The sequence below is a fragment of the Mycobacterium sp. E735 genome (assembly GCF_001666955.1).
In the GTDB taxonomy this organism is placed as follows: Bacteria; Actinomycetota; Actinomycetes; order Mycobacteriales; family Mycobacteriaceae; genus Mycobacterium.
Window position 1 is genome coordinate 1 of sequence record NZ_LZIX01000338.1, and the last position, 15,487, is coordinate 15,487.

The window sequence follows — 15,487 nt, forward strand, 5'->3', positions numbered from 1 at the left end:
CGTCGACCAGGTCATGCTCGGGAGCCAGCACCAGGTAGGTGGCGCCGAACATCGTGTCCGGCCGGGTGGTGAAAACCATGCAGCGCAACTGGATTGGCCGCTCCATCGGCACCCGGGCGCTGTTCTCGGCGCGCAACACCAGTGGCGAGACGGTCGACATCGAGGTTTTCACCACCCGGCCGGACACGATGTTCGGCGCCACCTACCTGGTGCTGGCTCCCGAGCATGACCTGGTCGACGGGCTGATTGCCGCCGGCTGGCCGGAGGGGACCGACCCGCGGTGGACCTACGGCGCCGCGACGCCGGCCCAGGCCGTCGCCGACTACCGGCAGGCGATCGCGGCGAAGTCGGATCTCGAGCGGCAGGAGAGCAAGGAGAAGACCGGCGTCTTCCTGGGCAGCTACGCGCGCAACCCCGCCAACGGCGAGCCGGTGCCGATCTTCATCGCCGACTACGTGTTGGCCGGATACGGGACCGGCGCCATCATGGCGGTTCCGGGCCACGATCAGCGCGACTGGGACTTCGCCCACCAGTTCGGCCTTCCCATCGTGGAAGTCATTGCCGGCGGTGATGTTTCGGAAGCCGCCTATCCCGGCGACGGCATGCTGGTCAACTCCGGCTACCTCGACGGGATGGACGTGCCGACGGCGAAGAAAGCGATCACCGCGCGTCTGGAGGCGGATGGCCGCGGCTGGGCCCGCATCGAATTCAAGCTTCGGGACTGGCTTTTCGCCCGGCAACGCTACTGGGGCGAGCCGTTCCCGATCGTGTACGACAGCGACGGTCGCGCTCATGCGCTCGACGAAGCCGCCCTGCCAGTCGAGCTGCCCGACGTGCCGGACTACTCGCCGGTGCTGTTCGACCCCGACGACGCCGACAGCGAGCCGTCACCTCCACTGGCCAAGGCCACCGAGTGGGTGCACGTCGAATTGGACCTCGGCAACGGCTTGCAGCCCTACACCCGCGACACCAACGTGATGCCGCAGTGGGCCGGCAGCTCCTGGTATGAACTGCGCTACACCGATCCCTACAACTCGGAACGGCTGTGCGCCAAGGAGAACGAAGCGTATTGGATGGGCCCGCGGCCCGACGAGCACGGCCCGCAGGACCCCGGCGGTGTCGACCTCTACGTCGGCGGCGCCGAACACGCGGTGCTGCACCTGCTGTATGCGCGGTTCTGGCACAAGGTCTTGTACGACCTGGGACACGTCAGCTCCAAGGAGCCCTACCGCCGCCTGGTAAACCAGGGCTACATCCAAGCCTTCGCCTACACCGACTCGCGAGGCTCGTATGTACCCGCCGACGAGGTTGTCGAACGGGGCGGCCGCTTCTTCTACCCGGCTCCCGGCGGCGAGATCGAGGTCTTCCAGGAGTTCGGCAAAATTGGTAAGAGCCTGAAGAATTCGATATCTCCGGACGAGATCTGCGACGAGTACGGCGCGGACACGCTGCGGGTATACGAGATGTCGATGGGCCCCTTGGAAGCCTCCCGCCCCTGGGCCACCAAGGACGTCGTCGGGGCGCAACGCTTCCTGCAGCGTGTGTGGCGGCTGGTGGTGGACGAGCAGACCGGCGCTACACGGGTGGTCGATGTGGCCGGCCAACAAGAGCTCGACACCGAAACCTTGCGCGCGCTGCACCGCACCATCGCGGGAGTTTCGGAAGACTATGCGGCACTGCGGAATAACACCGCGGCGGCCAAACTGATCGAGTACACGAACCACCTGACCAAGGAGCACCGCGACGCGGTACCGCGCGCGGCGGTCGAGCCGCTAGTGCTGATGCTGGCGCCGCTGGCCCCGCACCTGGCCGAGGAACTGTGGCTGCGGCTTGGCCACACCACGTCGCTGGCGCATGGCCCGTTCCCGCAAGCCGATCCGGCCTACCTGGTCGACGACAGTGTCGAATACCCGGTCCAGGTCAACGGCAAGGTGCGGGGGCGCGTGGTGGTCGCCGCCGATGCCGACCAAGACACGCTGAAAGCCGCGGCGTTGTCGGACGAGAAGGTTCAGGCATTCCTGGCGGGCGCCAATCCGCGCAAAGTGATCGTCGTCCCGGGCCGGCTGGTCAACCTGGTCGTCTAGCGAGCAGCCGAGTCAATGGCCTGCGGGCCGCAGCACGACCTCGTGGACGTGGCCGTCTGGGGGAGTGGCCACCACATTGGCTACCGCGGCAGCGACCGTCTCTGGCTTGAGAAACTTAGCGGCGTCATACGCGCCGCCCTCGAATGCGACGAGTTCGCGCTGCATTTCGGTGTCTGTGCGGCCGGGATAGACCGTGGTCACCCGCAGCTGCGGTTCGTCGGCCCGCAGTGAGTCGGCGAAGGCGCGCAACGCGAACTTGCTCGCCGAGTAGGAGGCCATCCCGGGCGAAACGTTGCGTCCCGCACCCGAATTGATGAAGATCACCTGTCCGCGGGCGCTCCGCAGGGCCGGCAGCAGCACCAGCGTAAGTTCCACCGGTCCAAGCACATTGACGGCGAAGGTGGCACGCCACTCATCCACGTTGGACTCCGCGACGTGACCGGGGAAGGACACGCCTGCGTTGTGCACCAGCACGTCGAGTTCATCCACGATCTCGCAGGTGGCCTCGATCTCGGAGGGGTCGGTCAGGTCCAGCGGGAAGGTCGTCGCGTCGAGCCGCTCCGCCACGGCGTCCAGCCGGTCGGACGGCCGACCGGCAAGCAGCAGGGTGTGGGTGGGGGCCAGCGCCGTGGCGATCGCGGCACCGATGCCGCCGCCTGCGCCTGTGATGAGTGCAGTGGGCATGCAAGATAGTCTACGGGTGCCAGGAAATCCGTTGTCTGGCAGGTGTTTTCACGCCTCTTTGGCTGCCGCGGGTTCGCCGGCGGGCCCCGGGGCCGGCTCGCCGCAGGCCAGCCGCTCCAGCGGAGCCAGCGCTTGCATCAGGGTGCCCAGATCGGCCGGGGGGAGCTGACTGAGCATCGCCGCCAGGGATGCGCGCCGGTTGGCCAGGGATTCGCCATGCACCGCCCGTCCGCGCGGAGTGATGTCGACCAGCACCGCACGCAGGTCGGACGGGTCGCGCGAGCGTTTCACCAGACCGAGCTTCTCCAGCCGGCGGATCGCCACCGTCGTGGTGGGAGTCCGCACCCGTTCATGGGCCGCCAGGTCGGTCATCCGAATCGGCCCCTGATCCAGCAAGGTGACCAGGATCGACAGTTGCGCCAGTGTCAGTTCTCCCGCGGCAGCGCCGCTCGGGTCCCCACGACGCAGAATCGAAAACAATTTGGACAGCGCACGGTGCAAACCTTCCGCAAGCTCGGTCACATCGGCCGCGGTGGATTCGCTGTCCGCCATAAACGGGGAGTCTAACGCGATATCAGGCGGGGACAAGCTAGCTAAGCCTACTAATTAGAACCGAGGGGACGGTCAAAGTACTTGGGACAAGAATCGCTGTAAACGTTCGGTCCGCGCGGCCTCGAAAATCTGCTCCGGGGGACCGGATTCCACGACCTTGCCCCTATCCATGAAGACGACCGTGTCGGATGCCGAGCGGGCGAAGCCCATTTCGTGGGTGACCACGATCATCGTCATGCCGTCGGCGCCGAGGTCGGCGATGAGTTGCAGAATCCCTTTCACCATTTCGGGATCCAGCGCGGAAGTGGCCTCGTCGAAGAACATCACTTGTGGCGACATGGCTAATGCGCGGGCGATCGCGACCCGTTGCTGCTGGCCGCCGGACAACATGCCCGGCCGCGCATCGGCCTTGTGCTTCAGGCCAACTCGCTCCAATTGGGCCAGGGCCAAGTGGCGGGCTTCGTCGGCGGGCAGGCGGTGCAACTTGCGGGGCGCCATCGCAACGTTCTTCAGGACACTCAGGTGCGGGAAGAGGTTGAAATGCTGGAACACCATGCCGATGCGCTGGCGGAGCTTGTTGGGATCGTCGCGCAATACCGACCGGCCGTCCAGCAGGATGTCGCCGCTGTCCGGTTCGTGCAGCCGGTTCAAGGTCCGCAGCAGCGTCGACTTGCCCGATCCGGACGGACCGATGACGGCGACGGTGGTGCCCGCAGGGGCCTCGAAATCCACACCGCGCAGCACCTTGTTGCCGCCTAGGGTCTGATGAATGTCTTTGGCGGACAGGGAGACCGGCGCGCGGCCCATGTTCACGTGATCTCCTGGCCGAACGTCGTGGTGAGCATGCCCGGAGTGTCGTCCGGATCGGGGGCGCGCCGCCCGCGGCGCAGACGCGCGTCGATGTAATTCACCAGATGCGTTAACGGAATGGTCAATATCAAATAGAAGAGGCCCGCGGCCACCAACGGCGACAGGCTCCCCGTCTGGGCATTCAAATCGCGGCCCACCTGGAAAAGCTCGCGCTGGTCGGCGATCAGGCCGAGGAAGTACACCAACGCGGAGGCCTTCAGCAGCCCGATGAATTGATTGACCAGTGCGGGCAGCACCCGCCGTATTCCCTGTGGCACCACCACGAGCCGCATCGCGGTCGTATAGCTGAAGCCCAGCGCCCTGGCGGCCTCCAACTGGCCAGGGTCCACGCTTTGGATTCCGGAGCGCAGGATTTCACCGATATAGGCGGCGGCCATCAATCCCAATGCCGCAATTCCCAGGGGATAGGGATTCTTGTTGGTCAGCCCGCCGACCAACGGCCCGACCCCCATTCCGATCAGCAGGATGATCACCACTTCGGGCAGGCCCCGGAAGATATCGGTGTACACCCGCGCCGGCCAGCGCAGCCAGCGCCGGTGCGAGATGCCCGCCATGGCCAGCACCATCCCGAGAGCGAGGCCGATCACGATGGCGCTGTTGGTCAGGATGAGCGTGTTGGGCAGCCCGGTCGTGAGCAGAACCGGGATGGCTCGTCGGTACATCTCCCAGTCGAAGAACGAATCGCGCAACTGCGCCAGGGTCGATTTGGGTGCAGCCGGTCCCGTCGCGGTGCGGTGCTGGCTCGCGGCGATCGCCGCGAAGTCGGGCAGGTTCGGGGCGGGCGCGGCTTTCGATCCGGGTTTCCACCCGGGCGGCAGCGTCCGCGGTACCCATTGGCAATACAGCTTGGCCCAGGTGCCATCGGCGATCACCGCATCCAGTCCGGAATTCAGCGCGTCGATCAGCGGCTTGTTCTCTTTCGCGACCGCGTAGGCCACGAAATTGCCTGGGCTGAAAGTGTTCGCGACCGTGACGGCCGGATCGCCCGGGCGGATGACGGTCGAGGCGAGGGTTCCGGGCGCCACCCACGCATCGATCTGACGGGTCTTGAGACTGGCATACAGGGTGGCGAAGCCGGGGTACTTCACCGGTTGCAGATGCAGGGTGTCCACGACATACGACTCCTCGACGGTGCCCTGGACCACGCCGATGCGCTGACCGGCCGCCAGGTCGCTGAACTTGTGGATCGGCGAGCCGGGGGGCACCACGAGGGAGTAGAAGCCGAAGTCGTAGCCGTTGGTGAACGCTACGGTCCGGCGGCGCTGGTCGGTCGCCTTCACCGATGCCGAGCCGACGTCGAAACGCCGGGACGCCACCTGAGCCAGCAGGGCGGAGAAGTCCGTGCTGACGAAGCGGAGCTGCAGATGCAGCTTGTCGGCGATGGCGCGCAGGAGCAAGTTGTCGAAGCCGCTGAATTCACCGGTCGGATTGATGCAGATGTTGGGCGGGGCGTCCGACAGGGTGCCCACCGTCAGCACGCCCGGTGTGCCGAGGCCGAGCGCGCCGATATCGACGGAGCTGAGCGGCTCGACGGAGTTGGTCGTGTCCCGGTCCTCCTGGGGGGTGGGCTGACTCTCGGTCAGATCTTTGGGCAGGGCCCTGGCGCTCTCCACGCCGGAGGGCGCGCACTGGTTCCAATCGGCAGCCGCGGGGGTGGCCGGGCCGCCTAATGCCATGCCGCACACCAACAGCATCGTCGCGGCCAGTCCGAACAGCCTTCCGCGGCGCTGGGTGCTTCGGAACGCGCGGGCATTCATCCCTGCCACCGTATCGACCCGACGGCGGCTTCGTCGGGGGAGCGTCCCCTCTAGATCGCGAGTGGCTCGACGCCCACGGCTTCGGCGTCGGCGAGCACGTCGAGCGGTTCCGGCACCACCGGATCCACGTCGTCGGGTGCGGTGAACACCCGGCGCCGGGAAAGTTCGGCCAGCATGGTCTGTGCCATCAGATAGGAGCGGCCGACGCACGCGGCCCGGGCGGCCTCGGGGTCGCGCCGGTTGATCGCCGACGTCTCCTCTTCATAAAACGGGAGGATCTCTTCCCGGCTGCCTTGATAGATCAGCCAGAACACCCGGGGCACCAGGTTCTGCGAGGCGCGGATCGTGGCGTGTAACCGCGGCCCGGCGTATTCGTCGTTGATCGTGCGCCGGTATTCCGCCGCGATGTCGCAGAAGGCCCGCGAATCCTTGGCGGCGCGCAGCGATCGCATCAACGCGTCCAGCTGACCCAGGATCCGCGGAGTCGGACTCGTGGCCGCTCGCGCGGAGGCGATGCCGTTGAGCAGGCCCTCGAGTTCGTGATGCTCGAGGACGGTCGCTTCGTCGAACCGCTCCACGAACGCCCCCCGGTGGTAGCGGGTGGAGACAATGCCGTCGTGTTCGAGTTGCACCAACGCCTCTTGAATGGGAACGCGGCTCACGCCCAGGCCCAGCGCGATCTCATTGCGATCGACGCGGTCGCCGCTGCGCAGCTTTCCCGTCAGCAAGAGGTGCAGGATGTGCGAAACAACCAGGTCCTTTTCTTTGACCCCGTATTTCTTCGGCATGCGTTGTTGAGTCTCTTTCAAACCCGGTTCGGCCAACTAGCGCGAGAAGTTTCTCACGAGTTGGCTCGTATTTTCCGGCGTTTGACCGAGGAATCTTGCGGCGAAAGGCCTTAACGACCATCGCGCCACCGGCACAGCGCTTCCGCCGCGCTTAGGTCGTAATCCGGACCGTCACACCCCACCGTCAGCAGCGTCACGCCGAGGTCGACGAGCCTTTCGGCATTCTCGACCAGCGCGCCGCGGACCTGCACGGCGGCCGAGCGTTCGATGCTGGCCGGGTCGCGGCCGACGTCGGCGCAGTGCCGGGTCAAGACATCGGACTTCGCCGGGAACTCGTCGGCGGAGGTGAAGCTGTGCCACATGTCGGCGTACTCGGCGACCAGCCGCAGCGTCTTCCGCTCGCCGCCGCCACCGATCAGGATCGGGATGTCGCGGGTCGGCAGCGGATTCAGCTTGGCCAGCCGCGCCTTGATCCGGGGAAGCGCGCCGGCGAGATCGTCCAGACGGCTGCCGGCGGTGCCGAACTCATAGCCGTATTCGTCGTAGTCCTTCTGCTTCCAGCCCGAGCCGATCCCCAGCACGAGCCGGCCGCCGCAGATGTGGTCGACGGTCCGGGCCATGTCGGCCAGCAGTTCGGGATTTCGGTAGGAATTGCAGGTGACCAGCGCGCCGATCTGAATGCGCGAGGTCTGTTCGGCCCAGGCCCCGAGCATGGTCCAGCATTCGAAATGCGCGCCGTCGGGATCCCCGTAGAGGGGGAAGAAGTGGTCCCAGTTGAACGCGATGTCGACCCCGATGTCCTCGCAGCGGCGCACGGCGTCGCGGATTTGGCGGTACTGGGGCGCGTGCTGAGGTTGTAGTTGCACACCGATGCGGACGGGCAGATCAGAAGTCATGTGCCCACCGTAGGCTCACCGCGCGTCGAGCACCCCGCGCAGCAGCTCGATCAGGGCCAGCGGCTGGTCGCTTTGCACGGAGTGCCCGGAGTTGGCCACAACGTGCGCGGTTCGGAAATGTCTTGTGCGACGACTTAATTCCGCGGCATCGTCGTCGCTGACGAATCCGGAGTTGCCGCCGCGGATGAGGGTGATGGGTGCAGAAAGCCTGTCCACGTCCTCCCACAGGACGTCGAAGTCGGGGAACTTGCGGATGGCGTCGTAGCGCCACGTCCAGTTGCCGTTTTCCAGCCGGCGCGAGTTGTGAAAGACGCCGCGGCGCAGCGCCTTCACCTCGCGATGCGGGGCCGCGGCGATCGTCAAATCCAGCATGGCCTGGAAGCTGGGGAATTCGCGTTCGCCGTGCATGAGCGCCACGGTGCCCTGTTGTTCCTTGGTCATCTCCGAGTGGCGCTGCAGCGCCGACGGGGTGACGTCGATCAGGACGAGTTCGTTTACCAGTTCCGGTGCCACGGCGGCCAGCCGTATCGCGGTCAACCCACCCAGCGACATGCCCACGACAAGATCGGCGCTGGGCGCGTGCTCGCGCACCGCGGGCAGCAAGGCGTCGGCGTTCAGCTGCGGCGAGTAGTCGCCGTCCTCGCGCCACGCCGAATGGCCGTGCCCGGGCAGATCCACGGCCAGTGCGGGTTCGCCCAGGCCGACGATGACGGTGTCCCAGGTGTGGGCGTTCTGGCCGCCGCCGTGCAAGAAGACGACCCGCGGGGCAGTACCACCCCACCGGAGCGCGCTGATCGTGTCCTCACCGGCGCCCGCCCCCACGCGTTGCACGTCCGGCAGCGGGCCGGTGACACCGGCTTGCTCGGCATTTTCGGATAACAGCGAGAACTCGTCGAGCCCGTCGAGTTCGTCTTCGGAGATTTCGGCCACGACCTAAAACTAGCCCCTCGTCTACAGGAGGTAACGACGGCGGATGCCGCGAAAGCGCTCCCACATCGCCGCCGCGCGCTCGGCGGCGCTCACCATCGCGGTGTCTGCCGGCAGGGCGGCGCGCAGTTCGTCGTGCTTGACGACTTGGGTGTTCAGCGCGGCCGGTGCGCCCTCGAGCATGTGCCGGTAGGTCAGGTTGCCGCACGCGAAGCCCTGGGTGTCGATCCAGTTGTGCACGCCCGGATCACGATGCGCCATGACGAGACGGATGCGGCCGTCTGCGTCGGTCTTCGTGCGACTCGGCGTGTAGCTCACCGGCCGGTACAGGTAATCCATGCTGTTGAAGAAGACGCCCATATTGGTCAGCATCCACAATCCGGCGTGGGCGCCGAATTCGAGGATCAGCGCCTCGTCGTCCGCGAGTTCCCAATACATGTTGGCGGCGGCCCGGCCGCGCCTGGCGTCGGCGTCGGTCGCGTCGACTTGCGGAAAGGAGTTGGGGCGGTTGGGGTCGACGCCGCCGTAGGTGAAGGGGAACTCGGGCCAGTCCGCCATCAGGCCAGTGACGAAGTCGCCCGCCCAGCGCATCGCCTCGACCATCTCGGGCGTCGACGGCAACGGCTTGGGGTAGTCCATGTCGATTCGTTCGATGCGAACCTGCGCGGGCAGCTCGTCCCAGCGGTCGAAACCCTGGCGAATGAACAGTTTCCGCGAGCCGGTAGTGGTGGGCAGCCAGTTCGGCCCGCGCTCGGGTCCGCCGATGTAAAGCTCGATTTCCCCGCCATCGCCGACCTGAAGCTGATGACCGAGCAGGTTGGCCTCCGGTATGTCACCGAACGGCTCGTGCAGCACGCCCGGGCCAGACGTACGTGGCCCCTGAACCGTGACGTTGAAAAACCTTGCAGTGCCACGCGTCCCGACGAGGCGGTAGGTCGACCGCCCGTCGATCCACGCCTGCTGGTAAGTAAAGTCGGCGCAGTCGCCGCCCAGCTTGCGGGTCGGGCCGCAGAAGGTGTGCAGCACCGGGTAGCGGGTGTCACGCGTTTCGAGCGCCAGATCGAAGGCCTGGCCGAGATTTTGGGTGAGGAACCGGTAGGCGTCGACCCGATGGGCGCCCGACACCGGGTTGGCCTGCTTGAAGGCCTGCTCGCCCGCTCGCTGCAGCCGCGCGCAGAATTCCGTCCAGGCCTGCTGCAGCGCCGCGTCGTCGGGCCCGTCGCCGAAGGCCATGCTCACGCACCGAGCCTCTCGAGCATCGCGCTGACGACTACGCATGCGCGTTGCGCGGCTTCCAGGTGTCCCTCCCGGTCGATGCGGGGACCGATCAGTTCCAGGTCGAAACCGTGGGAGTAGCCGCCGGTTAGCGCCTGGGCGACGATGGCTTCCAGCGGGATCGTTCCGTCGCCCGGTACCGCCCTGGCCGGTAGCGCCCGGTCGCCGAGCACATAGTCGCTCAGCTGGATCAGCGCCGTCCGCGGTAGGGCCCGCTGCACCATCGCCTCCAAATCCCCCTCCGCCCAACAGTGAAACACGTCGATGCATACACTCAGGTCGGCCATCTCGGCCAGCGTGACGGCGTCGCGCAGCGTGTGGGCCAGGTGGATGTCGGCGTACAGGCTTGACGCATTCTCGATGGCCAGCGCCACCCCGGCCGCCTTGGCCTGACTCGCGCAGGGGCCGACCATCGCGCAAAAGCGGTCCGCGGCCTGAGCCCAGGTGAGGTCACCGCGCCCGCCGGTGAGCAGGTAGACGGTGCGGGCCCCGACGGCGGCGGCCGCGTCGATCACGGCGGACAGCGCGTCACGGGCGGCGTGCGGTTCGCCGGACAGCTTGCCGCCGGCGAACAGGTGATAGACGGCTTCGACCGAATATGCGTTGCCGTGCAGCAACATCGGGAAGTGCGGCTCCAGCAGCTGGGCGTCCAGGATGCTGAGCCGGGACACGCCGAGTGCCGCCCAATGAGCTTCCAGTTCGGCCAGCGACTCGCCTTGGAAGGTGACGTTGTGCACCGACAGGCGGTGGTGCGGACCGGTCATGTCAGGCGCGGCTCTCGATGGCGACACCGAATCGCTCTCGAAAAGGCCGGAATTCGGCGTGCAGCGCCTCCAGGTCCTCGCCGATGTCGGTCAGCAACTGGGTGGAGTAGCGGAATTTGCCGTAGCGGTCGCCCCGGTTGTCGGCCAGGTAGGCGCGCATTGTCGCTTCGGCGTCGTCCGACAGCTCGCGACCGCAGAACTCGTAGTAGCGCCGAACGGTGCCGATGTGGTCGCCGACGAAGTCGGCGTAGCGCACGTGCAAGATGCGGGGATCGTCGACCAACGGATTGCTCATCGTGTTGGCAATGCTGGCCCGAGTCATCTCGAGGTGCTTCTTCGCTTCGGCGTGCAGGTCGACCGGACCGACGATGCCTTCGGCGATGTCGGCCATCATCATGGTGCGCGACGCGGCGACTTGGACGGGGTCGCGGTGTAGCCACATCAGGTGTGCGTCGGGATAGGTGTCGAAGAGTTCCTTGAGGCGGAAGCCGTGAAAGCCCTTCAGCACCCAGTATTTTCGGGCCCGACGGTATTGCAGCTGTTGCAGCATGGCCTTGTGCAGCCGGTATTGCGCCGCCGGATCGGTGGCCAACCCGCCGACCAGCGACTGCATCGGCACGCGCCACCAGGCCGTCGGCGTCATCACCCGGAAGTCGAACGCCCAGGTGCGCTCGTCCTCGGGCAGGCCGTCGCCCAGCATGTCGTTGTACGGGTGGCTGTGCAGCCACTTGGGCATCTTGGCGTTGATCTCGCGCCAGTCCGCGTCGGCCCGTTCCCTGCGGTCGTCGCCGGGGCCGGCCAGACCCGGCGGTGGTGACGGATACATCACCTCCCAGAAGCGCAGCGCCCGAGCGCGCGGGTCGACGGACATCAGGGCGTGCATGAGCGTTGTGCCCGAACGGGGCTCGCCGGTGACGAACATCGGCCCGTCGATCACCTCGTCGGCGATCGGGTAGCGGTTGCGGTCTTCGATGAATTCGAGCCGCGACGTCAGCAGCCATCGACACACCTGTGCCGCCTGCCGGTTGCCCTCGGCGTCCATGCCGAGGCGGTTGAGATGGTCGACCGCGACGGTGAAGCGTTGCGGCAAGGTGGGATCGCCATAGTCGCGCAGTCCGGTTTCGGTCTCCGCGTCGGCGAGCAGCTGGGCGGCGTCCAGGGACATCGTCACACCCGCCCGCCGCACAGCCGCATCAGTTCGTCTTCGGTGGCGCGCACGTTGGCGGCCGAAGCCTCGGCGTAGCTCAGGCCGGCCATCGCGCCGTAGTCCAGGATCTTGGGTACGCGCAGTCCCGCGTCGACGTACGTCCTGACGATCTTGGCCACCTGCGTCGGCGTCCCGTGCGGGACGGCGGCCAGCACCATCTCGGGCCGCGCTTTGGCGAGGAATTCCAGGATCCGTTCGCGGGTGAGCACCGCCGGGTCGATGTCTTGAAATCCCCGCCACCGATCGCCCATCGGGTGGTCGAACCCGAAGCCGCGCAGCGTTTCCGCCGACACTTGCAGCAGGAACGCCTTGACCAGGGGTGCTTGGAGGATCTCGGCGAGGGCGTTCTCGTCCTCGCCGATCAGACATACCTGAATGAAGCACGGTGTGATCGCCTGCGGATCACGGCCGACGCGTTCGGCGGATCTCCTTACCGCACAGAGCATTTCGGCATAGTGTTCTGGTGTCCAGGCGCCGGCGGGCCACCAGCCGTCCGCGTGCCGGCCTGCGACGTCCAGCATCCGCGGGCCGCTGGCGCCGATCCAGATCTGCGGCGGCCGGCCCGCGTAGGGTTCGGCGTCCAGCCGGGCATGGCGCAGCGAGTAGAACTGCCCGTCGAAATCGACCGGGCCGTCGCTGTCCCAGAGCAGCCGGATCACCGTGAGGGCTTCTTCGAAGCGGCTGACCGGCCGGGAGAAGTCGAAGCCGTAGGGCAGGGTGTTCTCGCTCTCACCGCTGCCCAGGCCGAGGATGAAACGGCCCTTGGCGAGGTGGTCGATCGTGAGCGCCGTCTGGGCCAGCAGGCTGGGGTGGCGGCGCACCGTGTCGACGACGGCGCTCACGATCGGCACGTTCTCCGTCAGGACGGCGGCCGCGGCGGCTACCGCCAGTCCGTCGAGGTGGCGGTGCGGCGACGGGGAAGCGGTGGCCAGGTCGGTGAACTCGGGGGTCCAGATCGAGTCGGGCCAGAAGCTGACCATGTGGTCGGGCAGCCAGATCGAGTGGTACCGGCCGCTGTCCAGCTCCTCCAGCCGGGACAGGTCCAGCGGGAGGGTCGTGCGCAGGAATGCGGCGGGTTGCACAGCCATCGAGAGATGATGCTAAGCACTCGCACAGCGAAGTGGGGAGGAAATGGCTCCAGCGGCCGCGAGCGCAACGCCGTGGCGAATTCCGAAGGGGGAAGGCGCCGTGACGTTACGCCCGCGGGTTAAGCAGACCTCTTAGCCCTCGATGATGAACTCTTCGAGCTGCGCGCGCGCGACGTCGTCGGGAAGCTGCTGCGGCGGGCTCTTCATCAGGTAGGCCGACGCCGGGATCACCGGGCCGCCGATGCCGCGGTCCTTGGCGATCTTGGCCGCCCGGACCGCGTCGATGATGACGCCCGCCGAGTTCGGCGAGTCCCACACCTCGAGCTTGTACTCCAGGTTCAGCGGCACGTCACCGAACGCGCGACCCTCCAGCCGCACATAGGCCCACTTGCGGTCGTCGAGCCAGCCGACGTGGTCGGACGGGCCGATGTGCACATCCTTGGTCTTGAACTCGCGTTGCAGGTTGGAGGTGACGGCCTGCGTCTTGGAGATCTTCTTGGACTCCAGCCGCTCACGCTCGAGCATGTTGAGGAAGTCCATGTTGCCGCCGACGTTGAGCTGCATGGTGCGGTCCAACTGCACGCCGCGGTCCTCGAACAGCTTGGCCATCACCCGGTGGGTGATGGTGGCGCCGACCTGGCTCTTGATGTCGTCGCCCACGATCGGCACGCCCGCGTCGGCGAACTTCTTGGCCCATACCGGGTCCGAGGCGATGAACACCGGCAGCGCGTTGACGAACGCCACACCCGCGTCGATGGCGCACTGCGCGTAGAACTTGTCGGCCTCTTCCGAACCGACGGGCAGGTAGGACACCAGCACGTCGACCTCGGCGTCCTTGAGCGCCTTGACCACGTCGACCGGCTCGACGTCCGAGAGCTCGATGGTGTCGGCGTAGTACTTGCCGATGCCGTCCAGCGTGGGGCCGCGCTGCACCACCACGTTGGTGGGCGGCACGTCGGCGATCTTGATCGTGTTGTTCTCCGAGGCGAAGATCGCGTCGGAGAGGTCGAAGCCGACCTTCTTGGCGTCCACGTCGAAGGCGGCGACGAACTTGACGTCGCGCACGTGGTACTGGCCGAACTTGACGTGCATCAGACCGGGCACAGTGCTGTTCTCGTCGGCGTTCTGGTAGTACTCGACGCCCTGTACCAGCGAAGACGCGCAGTTACCGACGCCGACAATGGCGACTCGTACCTCCGTCGACGCGATTGGCGCGTTCTGGTCACTCATAAGGGCGTTCTCCTAACTCGATAACTCTGTGTCGCAGCTGATGAATTTCGTGCAGGGGTTTTACGTCTGCTCGGAGAGGCCGGGCATCGCCCGCTCCGCAGCAATGAGCTCGTTGAGCCACTTCACTTCGCGCTCGCTGGACTCGAGCCCCAGCTGGTGAAGTTGGCGGGTGTAGCGATCGAACGAGCTGCTGGCCCGCGCCACGGCTTCGCGCAGGCCTTCGCGCCGCTCCTCAACCTGACGGCGGCGACCCTCCAGGATGCGCATGCGCGCCTCCGCCGGAGTCCGGTTGAAGAATGCCAGGTGCACCCCGAAGCCGTCGTCCGTGTAGTTGTGCGGACCGGTGTCGGCCACCAGCTCACCGAACCGACGTCGTCCTTCGTCGGTTAGCTGGTAGACGCGCCGCGCCCGACGGACCGGCGTGCCGGCCGGGGCGGCGTCTTCGGCGATCAAGCCTTCGGCCTGCATCCGCCGGAGGGCGGGGTACAGCGAACCGTACGAGAACGCACGGAACGCGCCGAGGAGACCGGTCAACCTTTTGCGCAACTCGTACCCATGCATCGGCGATTCGATCAGCAGGCCCAGGATGGCGAGCTCAAGCATCGAATCACCTCCTTTGCACGGCCGGTTACGACGGTTCGACGCCTCGCGTCATCGTATCGTCTCGATATATTCGCCACAACACCACCGGTTGTTAGTCGGCTATTAGTCCGGGTGCGCGGAATCGAATCGCGCCGGCAGCGGGGCCGGATCGCGGCGGTTAAGACGGCAGATTCAGTTGCTTCACGGTGCCGTCACCTGCGAAGACGATGTAGCCACCACCGTAGTCGCTGGAGACGTACAGCGACAACGACAGGGCGCCGGGGGTGGTCGGGTCGGTCGCCGGCTCGATGTTGAGGTATTCGGTCTTGACGTCCGACGGCTTCATGTGGAGGGTCTGCGGGGCTCCGCGCATGATGCCCACCGTCGCCGTGACGTCGAACTTGCTCAGGTCCACCGGAAAGGGCCCGTCCGCGGAACTCTTGGCGGAGCTCGTCGGGTCGCCCCAGCCGCCGCGGTAGCTGTAGGCCAACACGCGGCGATCGTCGGAGGGATCGGGCCGGTCGAGCACCGCGTACGTCGGATAGATCACCAGCCGGTAGCCCATCGCGTCGCCGAAGCGTTTGCGTGTTTGCTCTAGCAGTCCCGTCAGGCCGCCGACCGAGTGCAGTTGGGTGGGCGGGGTCAGCACGACGGCGGCGACTCCGTCGGGCTTGGCCCCGGGGTCCGTGGTGAAGTCCAGCGACGACTTGGTGTTGCCGTACATGCGCCACCCGATGCCGATGCCGAGCAGTACCGACACGACGAACGCGGCGGCGAGCACCC

14 protein-coding genes and 2 pseudogenes are annotated in these 15,487 nt (G+C 66.6%); 1 reads left to right on the plus strand and 15 read right to left on the minus strand.

Going from position 1 to position 15,487, the window contains the following annotated elements:
• Nucleotides 1-76: pseudogene (locus A5704_RS29910) on the minus strand (hypothetical protein); the annotation flags it as partial.
• Between A5704_RS29910 and leuS the strand changes: the two are divergent.
• Nucleotides 69-2,084, plus strand: a pseudogene (leuS, locus tag A5704_RS27170) (leucine--tRNA ligase); the annotation flags it as partial. The pseudogenes A5704_RS29910 and leuS sit on opposite strands and share 8 nt — an antisense overlap.
• Nucleotides 2,085-2,096: 12 nt before the next feature.
• Here leuS and A5704_RS27175 read toward each other — a convergent pair.
• From A5704_RS27175 to A5704_RS27240, 14 genes are all read right to left on the minus strand, one after another.
• The gene (locus tag A5704_RS27175; RefSeq protein WP_067891991.1) at nucleotides 2,097-2,768 is read right to left on the minus strand and encodes an SDR family oxidoreductase; all 672 of its coding nucleotides are present in this window, start codon (nucleotides 2,766-2,768) and stop codon (nucleotides 2,097-2,099) included.
• A gap of 48 nt (nucleotides 2,769-2,816) precedes the next feature.
• Nucleotides 2,817-3,320: a MarR family winged helix-turn-helix transcriptional regulator gene (locus A5704_RS27180; RefSeq protein ID WP_067756193.1), complete on the minus strand. Its 504-nt coding sequence runs from the start codon at nucleotides 3,318-3,320 to the stop codon at nucleotides 2,817-2,819.
• Nucleotides 3,321-3,392: 72 nt separating this feature from the next.
• Nucleotides 3,393-4,127, minus strand: a complete 735-nt coding sequence (locus A5704_RS27185) for an amino acid ABC transporter ATP-binding protein (protein WP_067756191.1) — start codon at nucleotides 4,125-4,127, stop codon at nucleotides 3,393-3,395.
• 2 nt (nucleotides 4,128-4,129) lie between these two features.
• Entirely contained in the window at nucleotides 4,130-5,947 is a 1,818-nt protein-coding gene (locus A5704_RS27190; protein WP_067891994.1) for an ABC transporter substrate-binding protein/permease, read from the minus strand.
• A gap of 50 nt (nucleotides 5,948-5,997) precedes the next feature.
• A complete protein-coding gene (locus A5704_RS27195; protein WP_067891998.1) occupies nucleotides 5,998-6,735 on the minus strand; it encodes a GntR family transcriptional regulator in 738 nt (245 codons plus the stop codon).
• A gap of 110 nt (nucleotides 6,736-6,845) precedes the next feature.
• Entirely contained in the window at nucleotides 6,846-7,631 is a 786-nt protein-coding gene (locus A5704_RS27200; protein WP_067892001.1) for an LLM class F420-dependent oxidoreductase, read from the minus strand.
• Between the two features lie 15 nt (nucleotides 7,632-7,646).
• Complete coding sequence (locus tag A5704_RS27205) at nucleotides 7,647-8,561, minus strand: alpha/beta fold hydrolase (RefSeq protein ID WP_067761402.1); 915 nt, start codon at nucleotides 8,559-8,561, stop codon at nucleotides 7,647-7,649.
• 21 nt (nucleotides 8,562-8,582) lie between these two features.
• Nucleotides 8,583-9,791, minus strand: a complete 1,209-nt coding sequence (locus tag A5704_RS27210) for a DUF1214 domain-containing protein (RefSeq protein WP_067892004.1) — start codon at nucleotides 9,789-9,791, stop codon at nucleotides 8,583-8,585.
• Between the two features lie 2 nt (nucleotides 9,792-9,793).
• The gene (locus A5704_RS27215) at nucleotides 9,794-10,597 is read right to left on the minus strand and encodes a sugar phosphate isomerase/epimerase (RefSeq protein WP_067781180.1); all 804 of its coding nucleotides are present in this window, start codon (nucleotides 10,595-10,597) and stop codon (nucleotides 9,794-9,796) included.
• A gap of 1 nt (nucleotide 10,598) precedes the next feature.
• The gene (locus tag A5704_RS27220) at nucleotides 10,599-11,768 is read right to left on the minus strand and encodes a sulfotransferase (protein WP_067892012.1); all 1,170 of its coding nucleotides are present in this window, start codon (nucleotides 11,766-11,768) and stop codon (nucleotides 10,599-10,601) included.
• The gene (locus A5704_RS27225; RefSeq protein WP_067892007.1) at nucleotides 11,765-12,892 is read right to left on the minus strand and encodes an LLM class flavin-dependent oxidoreductase; all 1,128 of its coding nucleotides are present in this window, start codon (nucleotides 12,890-12,892) and stop codon (nucleotides 11,765-11,767) included. Before A5704_RS27225 ends, A5704_RS27220 begins: the two co-directional genes overlap by 4 nt.
• Before the next feature lie 132 nt (nucleotides 12,893-13,024).
• On the minus strand, nucleotides 13,025-14,122 hold the full coding sequence (locus A5704_RS27230) for an inositol-3-phosphate synthase (RefSeq protein ID WP_067268555.1): 1,098 nt from the start codon (nucleotides 14,120-14,122) through the stop codon (nucleotides 13,025-13,027).
• 60 nt (nucleotides 14,123-14,182) lie between these two features.
• Nucleotides 14,183-14,725 carry a PadR family transcriptional regulator gene (locus A5704_RS27235; protein ID WP_003874738.1) on the minus strand — a complete coding sequence of 181 codons (543 nt, stop codon included), beginning with the start codon at nucleotides 14,723-14,725 and terminating at the stop codon, nucleotides 14,183-14,185.
• 157 nt (nucleotides 14,726-14,882) lie between these two features.
• The coding region (locus A5704_RS27240) for a hypothetical protein (RefSeq protein ID WP_067892009.1) at nucleotides 14,883-15,487 on the minus strand (605 nt) is incomplete at its 5' end.